At 68.4% G+C, this 15,856-nt stretch carries 12 protein-coding genes; 5 read left to right on the top strand and 7 right to left on the bottom strand.

Going from position 1 to position 15,856, the window contains the following annotated elements; all coding sequences use genetic code 11:
• Positions 1-15 precede the first annotated feature (15 nt).
• A complete protein-coding gene (locus tag AC5P7U_RS00305) occupies positions 16-3,861 on the top strand; it encodes a YhdP family protein (protein WP_495220715.1) in 3,846 nt (1,281 codons plus the stop codon).
• A gap of 60 nt (positions 3,862-3,921) precedes the next feature.
• Positions 3,922-5,367 (top strand): metalloprotease TldD, encoded by a 1,446-nt coding sequence (tldD, locus tag AC5P7U_RS00300; RefSeq protein WP_197564564.1) that lies wholly within the window; start codon positions 3,922-3,924, stop codon positions 5,365-5,367.
• Between the two features lie 41 nt (positions 5,368-5,408).
• Here the strand turns inward: tldD and yjgA are convergent, their stop codons facing one another.
• Positions 5,409-5,996: a ribosome biogenesis factor YjgA gene (gene yjgA, locus AC5P7U_RS00295; RefSeq protein ID WP_197564563.1), complete on the bottom strand. Its 588-nt coding sequence runs from the start codon at positions 5,994-5,996 to the stop codon at positions 5,409-5,411.
• A 68-nt stretch (positions 5,997-6,064) separates the two neighbouring features.
• Between yjgA and pmbA the strand changes: the two genes are divergently transcribed.
• Together pmbA and AC5P7U_RS00285 are read left to right on the top strand one after the other, a co-directional pair.
• The gene (gene pmbA / locus AC5P7U_RS00290; protein ID WP_049457995.1) at positions 6,065-7,432 is read left to right on the top strand and encodes a metalloprotease PmbA; all 1,368 of its coding nucleotides are present in this window, start codon (positions 6,065-6,067) and stop codon (positions 7,430-7,432) included.
• Positions 7,433-7,519: 87 nt separating this feature from the next.
• Positions 7,520-7,891 carry a DUF4870 domain-containing protein gene (locus AC5P7U_RS00285; protein WP_049457994.1) on the top strand — a complete coding sequence of 124 codons (372 nt, stop codon included), beginning with the start codon at positions 7,520-7,522 and terminating at the stop codon, positions 7,889-7,891.
• 92 nt (positions 7,892-7,983) lie between these two features.
• Here the strand turns inward: AC5P7U_RS00285 and AC5P7U_RS00280 are convergent, their stop codons facing one another.
• From AC5P7U_RS00280 to AC5P7U_RS00260, 5 genes are all read right to left on the bottom strand, one after another.
• The gene (locus AC5P7U_RS00280) at positions 7,984-8,862 is read right to left on the bottom strand and encodes a polyprenyl synthetase family protein (protein WP_006460181.1); all 879 of its coding nucleotides are present in this window, start codon (positions 8,860-8,862) and stop codon (positions 7,984-7,986) included.
• Positions 8,852-9,112 carry an exodeoxyribonuclease VII small subunit gene (locus AC5P7U_RS00275; protein WP_006460180.1) on the bottom strand — a complete coding sequence of 87 codons (261 nt, stop codon included), beginning with the start codon at positions 9,110-9,112 and terminating at the stop codon, positions 8,852-8,854. The genes AC5P7U_RS00280 and AC5P7U_RS00275 overlap by 11 nt, the downstream gene beginning before the upstream one ends.
• 36 nt (positions 9,113-9,148) lie before the next feature.
• Complete coding sequence (tilS, locus tag AC5P7U_RS00270) at positions 9,149-10,435, bottom strand: tRNA lysidine(34) synthetase TilS (RefSeq protein WP_495220714.1); 1,287 nt, start codon at positions 10,433-10,435, stop codon at positions 9,149-9,151.
• Positions 10,436-10,986: 551 nt separating this feature from the next.
• Positions 10,987-11,532 (bottom strand): WG repeat-containing protein, encoded by a 546-nt coding sequence (locus tag AC5P7U_RS00265; protein WP_495220713.1) that lies wholly within the window; start codon positions 11,530-11,532, stop codon positions 10,987-10,989.
• Positions 11,529-13,235, bottom strand: a complete 1,707-nt coding sequence (locus AC5P7U_RS00260) for an alkaline phosphatase (RefSeq protein ID WP_197563932.1) — start codon at positions 13,233-13,235, stop codon at positions 11,529-11,531. Before AC5P7U_RS00260 ends, AC5P7U_RS00265 begins: the two co-directional genes overlap by 4 nt.
• Positions 13,236-13,388: 153 nt before the next feature.
• Here AC5P7U_RS00260 and AC5P7U_RS00255 point away from each other — a divergent pair, with 153 nt between their 5' ends.
• Complete coding sequence (locus tag AC5P7U_RS00255) at positions 13,389-14,723, top strand: dicarboxylate/amino acid:cation symporter (protein WP_133935241.1); 1,335 nt, start codon at positions 13,389-13,391, stop codon at positions 14,721-14,723.
• 228 nt (positions 14,724-14,951) lie between these two features.
• Here the strand turns inward: AC5P7U_RS00255 and AC5P7U_RS00250 are convergent, their stop codons facing one another.
• Entirely contained in the window at positions 14,952-15,725 is a 774-nt protein-coding gene (locus tag AC5P7U_RS00250) for a C40 family peptidase (RefSeq protein ID WP_049457770.1), read from the bottom strand.
• Positions 15,726-15,856: the final 131 nt, after the last annotated feature.

Here is a 15,856-nt window from a genome sequence, read left to right as displayed (position 1 = left end):
GGCCGGCGGCGGCCGATGAGCGCGCCGCCGCGCCTGCGACTGCGAAGGATCCGCCGTCATTTCATTGCCGCGTGTGCGGTGGGCCTGGTCGGGCTTGCCTTTCTGGTGGGCAGCATCAGCCAGCTGCTGCCGCTGGCCGAGCGCCATCCCGACAGGATTGCTGCCTGGCTGAGTGAGCGGGCCGGCCAGCCAGTACGTTTCGACCAGCTGCAGACCACGTGGACCCGCCGTGGCCCATTGCTGCAGCTGAAGGGCCTGCGCATCGGCGCCGGCCAGGGCCTGGCGATCGGCGAGGCGGAAGTGCTGGTGTCGATGTACAGCGGGCTGCTGCCGGGCCGTTCGCTGACCGAGTTGCGCCTGCGTGGCCTGGCGCTGGACCTGAAGCAGGGTGAGGACGGCCGCTGGTCGGTGCAGGGCCTGCCGCAGTCAACCAACGGCGGTGACCCGCTGGATGCGCTGCGCCGGCTGGGCGAACTGCAGGTGGTCGAGGGCCGCCTGGGCGTGCACGCGCCGGATCTGGGCATCGATACCACGCTGACGCGCATCGACCTGCGCCTGCGCGTCAATGGCGACCGCCTGCGCGTGGGCGTGCGCGCCTGGGCGCAGGCCGACGCACTGCCACTGACTGCGGTGCTGGATGTGGACCGCGTGCGCGGCAACGGCCAGGCCTGGCTGGGCGCCGATCCTGTTGATTTCCATGCCTGGTCGCCGCTGCTGGCAGCCGGTGGCGTCCGCCTGCGCGAAGGCAAGGGCGAGCTGAACCTGTGGCTGACCCTGCGTGATTTCGCCCCGGTTGCGCTGACCACCGATTCGGACCTGCGCGAGGTACGCATCGATGGCGCACCGATGCCCGACGTGGCAGTGCCGCAGTTGCAGCTGCAGCGCCTGCAGGCACGCCTGCGCTGGCAGCGCCAGGCCGACGGCTGGGCCTTGCAGGTGCCGCGCCTGCGCCTGAAGACCGAAGACGGCGAACAGCAGCTCGACGGTCTGCAGCTGCAGGTCGGCAGGCAGCTGCGGGTGAGTTCCGGCGATGTGCAGGCCGGCACCGCGCTGCGCGCGCTGGCGCTGAGTGATCGCCTCGACCCCGGCCTGCGCCACTGGTTGTTCCTGTCCCGGCCGCAACTGGATGTGCGTGAGCTGCAGCTGTCCGGCCAGCGTGATGGCCCGCTGTGGGCGCAGGGTGAACTGAAATCGCTGGGCTTTGCCAGCGTGGGCCACTCGCCGGGCCTGCGTGGCCTCGGCGGGCGCTTCGAGGGCGATGCCGATGGTTTCAGCCTGCAGCTGCAGCCGCGCCAGCAGCTGCAGTTTGACTGGCCAACCGGATTCGGCGTGCGCCATGACCTGCACCTGGCGGGACAGGTGGTGGGCTGGCGCGACGAAGCGGGCGGCTGGCGCATCGGCACCGCGGCGATGCGCGTGGAAGGCACCGACTATGCCGCCGACGTGCGCGGTGGTGTCTGGTTCCAGGGCGACGGCACCCGGCCGTGGCTGCAGCTGGCGGCCAAGCTGGACGACGTGCCGATGACCGCGGCCAAGCGCTTCTGGATCCATTCCAGGATGAGCAAGGGCGCCACCGACTGGCTGGACATGGCACTGGCCGGTGGCCAGGTGCGCAACGGCGTCGGCCTGGTCAGCGGTGACCTGGACGACTGGCCGTTCGACAACAACGATGGCCGCTTCGAGGCCACCGGCCACATCACCAACGGCGACATCCGTTTCCAGCACGACTGGCCCCTGATGAGCCAGGTCGACGCCGATATCGCCTTCATCGGCCCCGGCTTCGACATGCATGGGCGCGGCGACCTGGCCGGCGTGGCGGTACAGGCGTTCGAGGCGGGCATTGCGGATTTCGGCCAGCAGCCGCTGTACGTGCGCGCCGACGCCCAGAGCGAGGCCGGCAAGCTGCTGGCGATGCTGCGGCAGAGTCCCTTGCACAAGGACTATGGCGACACGCTCGACAACCTCACCGCTGCGGGACCGGCGCATGTGACCTTCGACCTGCTGCAGCCGCTGCACCTGGATGAAGGCGGCGGCCATCTGCAGGGCACGGTCGACCTCAACGGGGTGAAGCTGGTCGACAAGCGCTTCCAGCTGACCTTCGACAACATGCATGGGCAGGCCCGTTACGGCAACGGCGGTTTCGATGCCGAGGAACTGGCGGTGCGTCACCTTGGCCAGGACGGTCGCCTGAGCCTGCGTGCCGGCAGCTACGTGCGCGACAGCAAGCTGGCGTTTGAATCGCTGCTGTCGGCCAACCTTGATGCGGGTGTGCTGATCGACCGCGCGCCGGAAATGTCATGGCTCAAACCCTACATCGCAGGAACCTCGCCGTGGACCATCGCGGTCAACCTGCCCAAGGTTGCACCGGGCGCGCCTGCGCCGCCCAGCGAACTGCGGCTGAGTTCGGATCTGGTGGGGACCCGCCTGGACCTGCCTGCGCCGCTGGACAAGCCGGCCGGCGAACCGTTGGCGACCACGGTGGCCGCACAGCTGCCGATGGGGGCTGGTCGCATCGACGTGGCCTTTGGCCAGCGCCTGGCGCTGGCTGCGCGCAGCCATAACAACCGCACCGGCGTGCAGGTCACGCTGGGCAGCGATCATGTGGACCGCGAGCCACCGCCGAGCGGGCTTGCCGTGAACGGTCGCAGCCCGACCCTGGACGCACTGGAGTGGATCAGCCTCGCGCGCGGAGGCGGTGACGATGACGGCATGCCGCTGCGTGCGGTGGATGTGCAGGTCGGCAAGCTGATGCTGATCGGTGGCGTATTCGAACAGACCCGGCTGCAGCTGCAGCCGGGCGCGCAGGCGCTGGACGTGCGCCTGGACGGACCTTCGCTGGCAGGTCGCCTGACCGTGCCCAATGCCGAGGGTGGCACCATCAGCGGCCAGCTGGACCGCGTGCACTGGCAGTCACTGCCGGTGGCGCCGGATGCGCCCGCGGCGCCGGCGCGGGTGCAGGCCGGTGCCAACGACATGGACCCGGCCAAGCTGCCACCGTTCGCGCTGGACATTGCCGACCTGAAGTTCGGCAAGGTGGTGCTGGGGCAGGCGGTGCTGCGCACGCGCCCGCTGGCCAATGGCCTGAACGTGGACGAGCTGCGCTTCCGTGCACCCGACCAGGAAATCGACATCAACGGCCGCTGGCTGGGCCGTACCGGTGGCGCCCGTACCGAGCTGACCGCACAGGTGCGCAGTGAAGACCTGGGCGGCCTGATGCAGAACCTCGATTACGGCGGCCAGCTGCGTGGCGGTTCCGGGCAGGCGCAGCTGCAGGCCTCGTGGAGTGGCGGTCCGTCGGACTTCCAGCTGGCCCAACTGCAGGGCCGGCTCGACCTGCACGCACGCAATGGCCAGCTGCTGGAGCTGGAGCCCGGCGCCGGCCGCGTGCTCGGCCTGCTCAGCGTGACCCAGCTGCCGCGGCGCCTGATGTTCGACTTCCGCGATTTCTTCTCCAAGGGCTTCGCGTTCAACCAGGTCGACGGCAGCGTGCAGTTCGGCCAGGGCATGGCCCGTACCGACAAGGTGCTGATCGAAGGCCCCGCAGCGAACATCACCATCCGCGGCCAGGCAGACCTGCGCAACCAGCAGTTCGACCAGACCATCGACGTCAACCCGCGCGCCGGCAATCTGCTGACCGTGGTCGGTGCGGTGGCCGGTGGGCCGGTGGGCGCGGCACTCGGCGCGGCCACCAATGCGGTATTGTCCAAACCGTTGGGCGAGATCGGCGCCCGTACCTACAAGGTGACCGGCCCATGGAAGGAGCCGAAGGTGGAAGTGATCGAACGCAGCCGCGACAAGGCGCCGCCCGCTCCGGCCCCCGGCATTCCGCCGACCGTCACCGACCTGCCACGCTCGCGCTGAGCGTGGCTTCCCTGTTCACGGGGCTTGCCTTGGCGCCCCCGCATCCCCAGATCGAGAGCCATGACTGATATCGCCCTGACGCTTGCCCAAGACCGCCTGCTGCGCCCCGGCGGCCTGGATACCGCTGGCCTGGAGCGCACCTTCGGCCAGCTGCTCGGGCCCGGTGTCGACTTTGGTGACCTCTACTTCCAGCACGCCCGCCGCGAGAGCTGGAGCGTGGAGGACGGCATCGTCAAGGACGGTGCCCATTCCATCGAGCAGGGCGTGGGCGTGCGGGCGATTTCCGGTGAGAAGACCGGCTTTGCCTATTCCGATGACATCCATGCCGATGCACTGCGGGTAGCGGCGCAGTCGGCACGCGCGATCTCGCGCGAAGGCGGCGCGCAGTCCGGGCGCTCGCTGCTGCGTGGCAATGCGCGTGCGCTGTACCCGGCGCTGGACCCGATCGACGGTATCGGCAACGAGGCCAAGGTCGAGGTGCTCAAGCGCCTGGACGGCTATCTGCGTGCCGCGGACCCGCGCGTGAAACAGGTGATGGTCAGCCTGTCCGGCGGCGTGGATACCGTGCTGATCGCCCGCAGCGACGGCGTGCTGGGCGCCGACGTGCGCCCGCTGGTGCGCCTGAACGTGCAGGTGATCGTCGAGCACAATGGCCGCCGCGAGTCCGGCTATGCCGGTGGCGGTGGCCGCTATGGCTATGCGGAACTGTTCGCCGACGGCCGGCCCGAAGCGTTCGCGCGCGAGGCGCTGCGCCAGGCACTGGTGAACCTTGAGGCGGTCCCGGCGCCTGCTGGCGTGATGCCGGTGGTGCTCGGCCCGGGCTGGCCCGGCGTGCTGCTGCACGAAGCCGTGGGCCATGGCCTGGAAGGCGACTTCAACCGCAAGGGCACCAGCGTCTACGCCGGACGCGTCGGCGAACGCGTTGCGGCGCCGGGCGTGACCATCGTCGACGACGGCACGCTGGATGGCCGCCGCGGTTCGTTGAACATCGATGACGAAGGCCACCCGAGCCAGTGCACCACGCTGATCGAGGACGGCATCCTGGTCGGCTACATGCAGGACAGCCTCAATGCCCGCCTGATGGGCGTGGCACCGACCGGCAACGGGCGCCGCGAATCGTTCGCGCACCTGACCATGCCGCGCATGACCAACACCTACATGCGTGCCGGCCAGCATGACCCGCAGGAGATGATCCGCTCGGTGAAGAAGGGCCTGTATGCGGTCAACTTCGGCGGCGGCCAGGTCGACATCACCAGCGGCAAGTATGTGTTCTCGGCCACCGAGGCCTACCTGATCGAGGACGGCCGGATCACCACGCCGGTGAAGGGGGCGACCCTGATCGGCAATGGCCCGGAAACCATGCAGAAGGTGCGCATGGTCGGCAACGACCTGGCCCTGGACGAAGGCGTGGGCATCTGCGGCAAGGACGGGCAGAGTGTGCCCGTGGGGGTTGGCCAGCCTTCGTTGTTGATCGAGGGCATCACCGTCGGCGGTACCCAGGCCTGAGCCGGGCGATGGCCAGCGCCACCGCCCACGCCGGCGCGGACTCAGTCCTCGTCGGCTTCGCCGGTCTCGACGTGGTCGGCCTCATCGGCCGCGGCCTTGAGGCCCAGCGCGGCCGGCAGCATCAGGCCGCGCAGCACCTGGAAGATCTCGCGGTAGGCACGCGGCGGCTTGTTCTTCGCTTTCTCGGCCTGCGCATTGCGCACCAGCGTGCGCAGCTGCTGGCGGTCGGCCTGCGGGTAATCGTTGAGCAGTGCGGCCAGCGCTGTATCGCCTTCTGCCAGCAGGCGGTCGCGCCAGTCTTCCGCGCGATGCATCATCGCCACTTCGCGGCGGCCGGTTTCGCTGTTCGCGTCCAGCGCATCGCGGATTGCATCCAGCGTGGCGTCCTCTTCGCGACGCATGTGCTTGGCCAGGAACGCCAGCTGGCGCTTGTGGGCGATATGGGCGGTGATGCGCTTGCACTCGGCGATGTGCGGCAGCAGGTCTTCCGGGATCGGCAGGCGCGCCAGCTGGGCCGGGGTCAGCGACACCAGCTTCTCGCCCAGGGCCAGGACATCGAGCGCGTCGCGCCGGTTCTGGCTGCGGCTCTTGTCGTGGAATTCACCGGTTTCTTCGTCGCGTCCGCGCATCGTCCCTACCTGATCTCAAAAAAAGTCGCCCGGCGTGATGCCGGGCCCAACCTGTACAGGATAAAGCATTGAACGTGATCGCCCCTGAAGTCGCCGTCGGCGACGACAGCCCGGCCCGCCTGGAACGGCTGGCCGACCTTTCCCAGCAGCTGCTCGACCGCGCCCGCGCGCTGGGCGCCAGCCAGGCCGAGGTCAGCTGCAGCGAGGACCGGGGCCTGGAGGTCAATGTCCGCCTCGGCGAGGTCGAGACCGTGCAGTCCACCCGTGACCGCGGCATCGCGGTGACGGTCTATTTCGGCAAGCGCAAGGGCAGTGCCAGCACCGGCGACCTGAACGAGGCCAGCCTGGCGGCCACGGTCGAGCAGGCCTGCGCGATCGCCCGGCACACCGAGGACGACCCGGCTGCCGGGCTGGCCGAGGCGGCGCTGATGGCCCGCGACTTCCCCGACCTGGACAGCTGGCACCCCTGGGCGCTGCAGGCTGACGAAGCGGTGGACCTGGCCCTGGCCTGCGAGCAGGCCGGTCGCGGGGCCGATGCACGCATCAGCAATTCCGACGGTGCTTCGGTGTCGAGCATGCAGAGCGTCTCGGTCTATGCCAATTCGCATGGATTCATCGGTCGTGAGCGCGGAACCCACCATTCGGTAGGCTGCGCCCTGATCGCTGGCACTGGCGATGGCATGCAGCGTGATGGCTGGTACACCGGCGGCCTGGCCCGCGAGGACCTGGAGGCGGCCGACAGCGTGGGCCGCCGCGCCGCCGAGCGTACCGTGGCCCGGCTGCAGCCGCGTTCGCTGCCGACCGGCAGCATGCCGGTGCTGTTCTCCCCGGAGGTGGCCCGCAGCCTGGTCGGCCACCTGCTGTCGGCGGTGTCCGGCGGCGCCCTGTACCGGCAGGCCAGCTTCCTGCTGGACAGTGTCGGCCAGCGGCTGTTCCCGGAGTGGATGCAGATCGAGGAGCTGCCGCACCTGCGCCGCGGCCTGCGTTCGGCCGCCTTCGACGGTGACGGCGTGGCGACCCGTGCTTCGGCCCTGGTCAGCGACGGGGTGCTGCAGCGCTACGTGCTGGGCAGCTATTCGGCGCGCAAGCTGGGCCTGCAGACCACCGCCAATGCCGGTGGCGTGCACAACCTGCAGCTGGCCGCCAACGCCGGCTCGTTGCAGGAGATCGCGCGCCAGATGGGCGACGGGCTGCTGGTGACCGAGCTGATGGGGCAGGGCGTGAACGGGGTGACCGGCGACTACTCGCGTGGTGCCGGTGGCTTCCGCGTCGAGAACGGCGAGATCCAGTACCCGGTGGACGGCATCACCATTGCCGGCAACCTGCGCGAGATGTTCAGCAGCATCGAGGCGGTCGGCAGCGACGTCGACCCGCGCTCACACATCCGGACCGGTTCGATCCTGCTGGGACGGATGACCATCGCCGGTAATGATTGATGGCATTGATGGCGTAAGCTATGCGCGCCTGACGCGACCAGCTTGGTGCTGGTGGGTCAAGACCACCCAATGAAAAGGAGTTTTGTCGTGAGTGAATTCGATAACGTCCCGCCGCCGCCGGCCACCACTGACGCGCCGGCCGACCAGCGCACCATGGCCCTGGCCGCGCACCTGCTGGGCATCTTCACCTGGTTCATCGGCCCGCTGATCATCTGGCTGATCAACAAGGATGACGCCAGCAAGGCCTTCGTGACCGACCAGGCCAAGGAAGCGCTGAACTTCCAGATCACCATCACCATCGCGATGCTGATCTGCATCGTGCTGACCATCGTGATCATCGGTGGCATCCTGGCCCCGATCGTCGGCATCCTGAACCTGGTGTTCTGCATCATCGCCGCGGTCAAGGCGAACAACGGCGAAGCCTACCGCTACCCGTTCGCGCTGCGCCTGGTCAAGTAAGATCGGCCACATGCGGAACTGAAAACGCCCGGCATTGCCGGGCGTTTTCATGTGCGGAGAGTGACGGGCGGTACCCGGCGAGCGCGCAGCACTCAATGATCGCGTTCGACCGCCAGCGTCGCCAGCGCGCGCAACGCATCGGCTTCCTCGCCATGGCCGGCCAGGATCGACTGCATGCGTGCGGCGAGTTCGTGCAGCTGGGCCTTCGCACCGTCCATGCCAAGCAGGGCGGGGAAGGTGCTCTTGTCCTGTGCCTGGTCCTTGCCGGCAGTCTTGCCCAGCTGTTCGGAACTGGCCTCGACATCGAGGATGTCGTCACGCACCTGGAACGCCAGGCCGAGTGCATCGGCGAAGCTGTCGAGCTGGGCCAGCTGCGGTTCGTGGGCCTGGCCGCACAGCGCCCCCATGCGCACCGCGGCGCGGATCAGCGCCCCGGTCTTCAGGGCATGCATGCGGGTGAGGGCCGCCAGTGTCTGCTGCTGGCCCGTGGCATCGATGTCCAGGGCCTGGCCGCCGCACATGCCGGCGGCGCCGGAGGCGTGGGCCAGCGTCTGCAGGCAGGCCACGCGCAATGTAGCCGGCAGCGGTGCATCGGCCAGCAGGCCGAACGCACGGGCCTGCAGGGCGTCGCCAGCGAGGATCGCCGTGGCTTCGTCAAAGGCGATATGCGTGGTCGGCTTGCCGCGACGCAGGGCGTCATCGTCCATCGCCGGCAGATCGTCATGCACCAGTGAATAGGCGTGGATCAGTTCGACCGCCATCGCGGCCGCGTCCAGCGCTTCCGGCTGCGCACCGAACAGGTGGCCGCTGGCATACACCAGCAACGGGCGCATGCGCTTGCCGCCGCCCAGCACTGAATAGCGCATGGCCTGGTGCAGGCCCTGCGGTGCCTCGGCAGGCGAGGGCAGTGCGGCGTCGAGCTGGCTTTCAATACGGTCGCGCCAGCGCGCGAACAGGGCCTCAGCCGTCATGGCTGGGCGGGTCGAACGGCTCGGCCGCTTCCGGCTGGGCCGGATCGCTGAGCAGGCGCACGCGCAGTTCAGCCTGTTCCAGCGCCTGCTGGCACTGGCGGTACAGGCCGACGCCACGTTCGTATGCACTGAGCGAAGCTTCCAGGCTCAGCTCGCCGGTTTCCATCTGCTCCACCAGCTGCTCCAGCGATTCGAGCGAGTGCTCGAACTGGGCGACAGGGGAGGCGTTTTCGGGGGACTTCTTGGCCATGCGGCAAGTGTGGACGGGCCGCGCGCGGGGGTCAATTCACCAGCCGCCCGGGCGCCACTGCAGTTGCGCGCCATGGGCCTGCAACCAGGCCTGCAAAGGTGCTGCGATGACCACGTCGGCGGCAGCAAGCAACTGCGGGCCATCGAAGATCAGCGGCAGCTGTGCGCGTCGCCAGGGCGCGAGGTGTTCCCGTTGCAGGCAGTCCTTCAGCGCGTGCGAATGCTGGCGTCCGGGCAGCTGGATGCGCTCACCACCCACGCGTGCGCGGACCTGCAGCGCGTGTTCGAGGGCCGCGGTGCCCTGCAGGCGCAGCTGGCCGCCATCGGGCAATGCCAGGGGCATGCGTCCATCCCATTCGGCCTGCCAGTCGCGAGGCAGTACCGGCAGCCGGGCAGGCAGCAGGTAGGCGTGGTCGCGCCATTGCTGGATCGCATGGTCGTGCCACCCCACGCGCGCCTGGCGGTCATTGTCGGCCGGCAGCAGTTCGGCCAGCGCCTGCTGCAGGACCGTGGCCGGCAACGGTGCCGCACCATGGCCCAGCACCCAGCCACGCAGCACGCGTGCGGCGCGGCCCGGCGAAATCTGCCGCAGCAGCTGCAGCGACAGCACGCGCGGTGCCACCTCCAGATGTGCGATCAGCTCGGCGTCTTCTTCATCAAGCAGCTCACGGGTCTGCGCGCAATGCGCCGCGCTGCCGGCCAGCGCCGCGGCCGCATTTGGCCATCGCTGGCGCAGCAGCGGCAGTACCTGCAGGCGCAGGAAGTTGCGATCGACGTGGTCGTCGGCGTTGCTGGGGTCTTCGACCCAGCGCAGCGCGTGTTGCCGGGCGTAGTCGAGCAGTGCTTCGCGCGGTACCCGCAGCAGTGGTCGCCACAGGGAGTGCCTGCCAAGGCGGCTGTGTGCGGACATGGCAGCAAGGCCGTCGACGCCCGAACCGCGCAGGGCGCGCAGCAGGAAGGTTTCGGCCTGGTCGTCCTGGTGTTGGGCCAGCACCAGTGTTTCCCCATCGCGCAGCTCGGCCGCGAACGCCGCGCGTCGCGCCTGTCGGGCAGCACCTTCGAGGCCCAGGCCTGCGGTGTCGTCGATTCTTACGTGGTGTACGGCCAGGTCGATGCCCAGCGCTGTGCACTGCTGCCGGCAATGCTGCACCCAGTCGTCGGCCGCGGACTGCAGGCCATGGTGCACGTGCACCGCACGCAGCGGAGTGCCGGAGGCCTGTGCGCAACGCCATAGCCAGTGCAGCAGGACGGTCGAGTCGACACCGCCGCTGTAGCCCACCAGCAGCGGCACATCCAGCGGAACGAGGGTAGGGAAGGCAGTCACGGGGCAAGTATAGGGTTGCCCGGCAGGGCTGCGCCCTGCACCCGCTACGATCAAGAGCAACAGCAACAGCAACAGCAGAAGCAGAAGCAGGCTTCCTGAGGGATGGCGGGGTGGGTCCGGTTGCGGGGGCCGCTGCAAGTACGTCCATGTAAGCTCGGTCGCCGCATCCATGCGGCTCACGCCCCCGCAACCGGACCCACCCCGCCTTCGACAGTTTCCTGCGAACTGTCGGGCATGTTGATGGGGTCAGATCCGTTTTCCACAGGAAAACGGATCTGACTCCGGATTCAATTCGATATCTGACAGATGTGATCCACGCATGGCGTGGATGATCCAACCGTCACCGGGAACCTGTCGAAGGTGGGGCGGTGTCGGATTGCGGGGTGTCCGCGGCATGGATGCCGCGGCCAAGCCCCCAGGGATGGGTTCACGGCGTCCCCGCAATCCGACACCGCCCCGCCAAACCCACAGAAAACCAGAGCCGCTTTGGCCGTTGCTGTTGCTGTTGCTCTGGCCTGCAGCAGGTGCAGGGCGCAGCCCTGCCGAAACCCCTACTTCACCCGACGACCCGAGCGGTCGATGCGGAACCGCTCTCCGCCTTCCATCGGCGTGTACCCATCCGCATCCGGCGTGCCGCGACGGCAGCCGTTGCAGACCTCGGCCACGCCATCGCGGAACGGCCAGCCGAAATCGAAGGTGCCCGGAACCACCTGACGGAACTTCAGATCGAAGTAGCCCACGCGGTTGCCGACGCGGGCCCGCAGCAGGCCCTCCTGCGGTGTCTCTGGGCCGTTGTCCCAGGTCAGCACTGGCAGGCTGCGGCCCTTGCGGTTGACGTAATGGAAACCTTGGTCGGCATACACCACGGCCAAGCCGTGGTCGTCGAAGTTCAGGTCTTTCAGCGTGTCGGGGTGGATCCTGGGCCGGTGATCGACCACCTCGCAGTTGGGCAGCGGCCACAGCCCGTGCTCGTCGGTGAGCAGCTTGCAGGCCGGTGCCTGTGCCAGCGCAGTGCTGCTGGCCAGCATGCCGAGCAGGACCAGCGGCCGCACGAGGCGGCCGCTGGCGCAGGCAGGACGGGCCTGCCGCGCGATCACTTGGCCTCGGCCTTGCGCTCGAAGGCGGTCGGCGCCGGCAGCTGCACCGGCACGCCCTTGTCGTCGCAGGTGCCGGCCTGGCACAGGCGTTCGCGCAGGGCCGGGGTGGCCTGCACGATCATGTGGTAGATCGCGTTCTGTTCCAGCGTGCCGCGGATCGCCTTGCTGCCGGGGCCACGGGCCCAGATGCCGACGTCCTCGCCACCGTGCGATTCGGACTTCATCGGCACCAGCGCTTCCTGCATGTAGTCCGGGTGCTCGGTGTCGACCTCACGCAGGTTCGGGCGGCCATTGGCCGGTTCGAAGCTGCTCGGGTTGTGCGGGTAGCGCTTGGCGCCGGCCGGCTGCTGGTTGCTGGCGCCGGTGTGGCCCGGGCCGTTGGCATAGGTCAGGGTGGTGTACGGCTGGCCGCTGCCATCCAGTGCGTAGTCCAGCTTGCCGGCACCGTCTTCGCCGCCCTTGTCCTTCACCTTGCCCAGGATCGGGTTGCCGCGTGCCGGGTAGCCGACGAAGTTCAGGGTGTGCGAGTGGTCGGCGGTGACGATGATCAGGGTGTCGTCGGCCGAGGTCAGTTCATTGGCCACGCGCACCGCATCGGACAGGGCGACGGTCTCGGTCAGGGCACGGTAGGCGTTGCCGCTGTGATTGGCGTGGTCGATGCGCGCGCCCTCGATCATCAGCACGTAGCCTTCCTGGTGCTTGGCCAGGTTCTTGATCGCCGCGGCGGTCAGTTCGGCCAGGCTCGGCTCGCCGCCCGGATCCTGCGGGCGCTCGTACTCGTAGCGCATGTGGTCCGGCTCGAACAGGCCGAGGATGGCCGGTGCATTGGCAGCGGCGGCCAGCTGCTTGCTGTTCCAGACGTAGGCACCCTGCGGGTGCGCCTGCTGCCATTCCTGCACCAGGCTGCGGCCGTCCAGGCGCTGGCCGACCTTGTCGTCGTATTCCGGATCGCGCTCTTCCACGGTGGTGAATTCACCGCGACCGCCGCCGAGGGCGACCAGCGGGCCACGGCCATAGCGCGAGGTCGACAGCAGCTGCTGGGCGATGTCCTTGCAGCCGGCCGCCTTGGCCGCTTCGGTCAGGTCGGTGTCGTTTTCCCAGTTGCGCTCGGGCGAGTTCGCGTAGGTGGCGGCGGGGGTGGCGTGGGTCAGGCGTGCGGTGGACACCACGCCGGTGGCCAGGCCGGCGCTGTCGGCCAGCTGCAGCCAGGTCAGCAGGCCCTTGGACAGGCTGTCGGCACAGTCGGTGCGGCTGCCGGCGCTGACGCCGATCGCGCCCATGTGGGTCTTCACGCCAGTGGTGATGGCGGTCATGGTGCCGGCCGAATCCGGCGTCTGCGAATCGGTGTTGTAGGTCTTGCTGAACGCCGTGGCCGGGAAGCGCTCCCAGGACAGCAGGTTCTCTTCGCCCGAACCGCCCTTCTGCTGGCCCTCGTAGATGCGCGAGGCGGCCACGGTGGTCAGGCTCATGCCGTCGCCCAGGAACAGGATTACGTTCCTGGCCTTGCCGGACATCGCGCCGTTGGCGGCCGCCTGGGCGGCGCCGCTGCGGTACCACCACTGCGGGGTCTCGCCGGCCGGGTGGGCGACGGGATCGACAGCGACCTTGAGGCCGGCCGGGGCGGACGCGGGGGCAGTGCTGGCGCAGGCGCCCAGCAGCAGGGTGGTGGCGCAGGCGGCCAACAGGGAGACGGAACGACGCATGGACGCTGGGATCTCACAAACTGTAACGGGACGTTCATTATGCCCGGCCCCGCAAGGCACGCCGATGACACACTGATTTGCCGGCCGGGCGGTCGTTCTGCCGGCCGCCTTGGGCTATCGTTCCAGCATCCCTTCTTCCCCTCTGGATTGCCTATGAAGCTGGTCTCTGCCTGGCTGCGGATTCCATTCTGGCAGCGCGTGGTCGGTGGCTTCGTGCTCGGTGCGCTCGCCGGCTGGGCGCTGGGCCCGGCCGCGGAAACGTGGTTCGGCCCGCTCGGCGAGCTGTACGTCACCCTGATCAAGATGATCGCGGTACCGCTGGTGTTCTTCGCGGTCATCAACGCGATCTCGTCATTGCACGGCCAGAAGTCGGTTGCCGCGCTCAGTGGCCGCACTTTCCTGTGGTTCGTGATCACCGCCGCGCTGGCGGTGTGCGTGGGCCTGGGCGTGGGTACCGTGCTGCAGCCCGGCGCCGGTGGCCTGCAGCTGTCGATGGCCAGCAACTATGTGCCGCGCGAAGTGCCCAGCGTGGTGCAGGTGCTGCTGGACGTGGTGCCGGCCAATGTCTTCTATGCGTTGTCCGGCATCGGCACCAAGGTCAACGCGGCCGGTGAGACCGTGCTGGCCGCCGGTCGCGGCTCGATCCTGCCGGTGATCTTCTTCGCAGGCCTGGTCGGCTTTGCCATCGTCAAGCTGGGCGAGAAGGTGACCGAGGCGCGCAAGCTGGTTGGCCAGATGAGCGACATCATGATCCAGGTGACCCGCTTCGTGCTGGAAGTCACCCCGATCGGCACCTTCGGCCTGATCGCCGGCCTGGTCGGCAGCTATGGCTTCGAGAAGCTGCTGCCGCTGGGCCACTTCGTGCTGGCACTGTACGTGGCCTGCGCCCTGCACATCGTGGTGGTCTACAGCGCGCTGCTGCTGGCACATGGCCTGAACCCGCTGAAGTTCTTCCGTGGTGCGGCACCGGGCATGCAGGTAGCGTTTGTCAGCTCGTCCAGCTTCGCGGCGATGCCGGTGGCGCTGCGCTCGATCACCCACAACCTGGGCGTGAACAAGGACTACGGTTCGTTCGCGGTGCCGCTGGGCGCCAGCATCAAGATGGACGGCTGCGGCGCGATCTACCCGGCGCTGTGCGCGGTGTTCATCGCGCAGTACAGCGGCGTGCCGCTGACCCCGGAGCAGTACGTGGTGGTGCTGATCGCCTCGGTGCTGGGCAGCTTCGGCACCGCCGGCGTGCCGGGCACCGCGGTGATCATGGCCACGGTGGTGCTGAGCGCGGCCAACCTGCCGCTGGAGACCATCGGCTACCTGTATGCCATCGACCGCATCCTGGACATGATGCGCACGATGACCAATGTGACCGGCCAGATGCTGGTGCCGGTGATCGTGGCCAAGGAAACCGGGTTGCTCGACCAGGCGGTGTACGACAACCCGTCCGGCAATGTGGGCGTGGATGACCCCGACCCGACACCGCCACGCGGCTGAGGTTGCGTAGCGATATGAAAGGCCCGCCCTGACCCGGCGGGCCTTTTGCTTGGCGGGTGGCTGATGCGGTGCCGAGCAGAGGGTAGGCCCTGGTAGATCCACGCCATGCATGGATGAAGGCAGTGCCGACCAAGGTCGGCACCCACCACCGTGCGCGCCCAACAAAAAAGCCGCTGCAGGGCAGCGGCTTTCTCGTGTCAGGCGGCGCGGTCGCGCCAACCGGTCAGATCAGAGATCGACCCGGCGGGCCTGCATGAACTTGTTGCCCCAGTAGCCGCTGAGCAGGGTGTCCACGCGCACGTCCTTGCCCGAGCTCGGGGCGTGCAGGAAGCGGCCGTCACCGACGTAGATGCCGACGTGGTCCACGCGGCCCTTGCGGCCGAAGAACACCAGGTCGCCGGCAGCCAGCGCGGTGCGGTCGTTGATCAGTTCGGCGTTGTCATCGTGGGCCATTTCGCGCGAGACGCGCGGCAGCTCGATGCCGAGGGCGGAGCGGAACACGTAGCCGACCAGGCCGCTGCAGTCGAAACCGCTGTCCGGGTTGCTGCCACCCCAACGGTACGGGGTGCCCAGCAGGGTCATCGCACGGCGCAGCAGCGACTGCACCTTGCCGTTGTCGGCGGCGGTACCGACAACGCTGCCATTGGCGGCGCTGCTGGTGTCGTAGTTGGCGAGCAGGCGGCTGAGATCGCCGGCCACCACGGCCGAGCGGTCCATCAGCGGAATGGTGTCGTTGGCCGCCAGGTGCGGCAGCAGGGCAGCCAGGGTCGCGCTGGCGGCGGCATCGACGCGGCTGCGCTGCGGAGCGGCAGCCTCGGCCTTGGCGGCCGGTCGGGCGGGGCTCTCGGCCACCGGGGCCGGAGTCACATCGGAACGATTCGGAGCAGTCTGCGACCATGCCGGAAGGCTGGTCAGACACAGTGCCAGGCCAAGCAACAGCGGGCGGGCACTACGTGAAGATACGGAAGTCTGGCCTTCGCTTTTCAGGTCGTCAGTCGTCACGCGTCGGTCACAGGAAAAAAACGATGGGGCATCATGCCTTGTAAAAGCGTCAATAAGTTAAAAATTCCGTTAGTAATCCGTTAGTTCCACAGTGATGCGCGTCACATTTTTGAACATATCGCCTGTTCATT

It is taken from the genome of Stenotrophomonas sp. YJH_SMC_57 (assembly GCF_059369755.1).
Note: the sequence above shows the minus strand (reverse complement) of the source record. Positions and strands in the feature narration are given on the sequence as shown.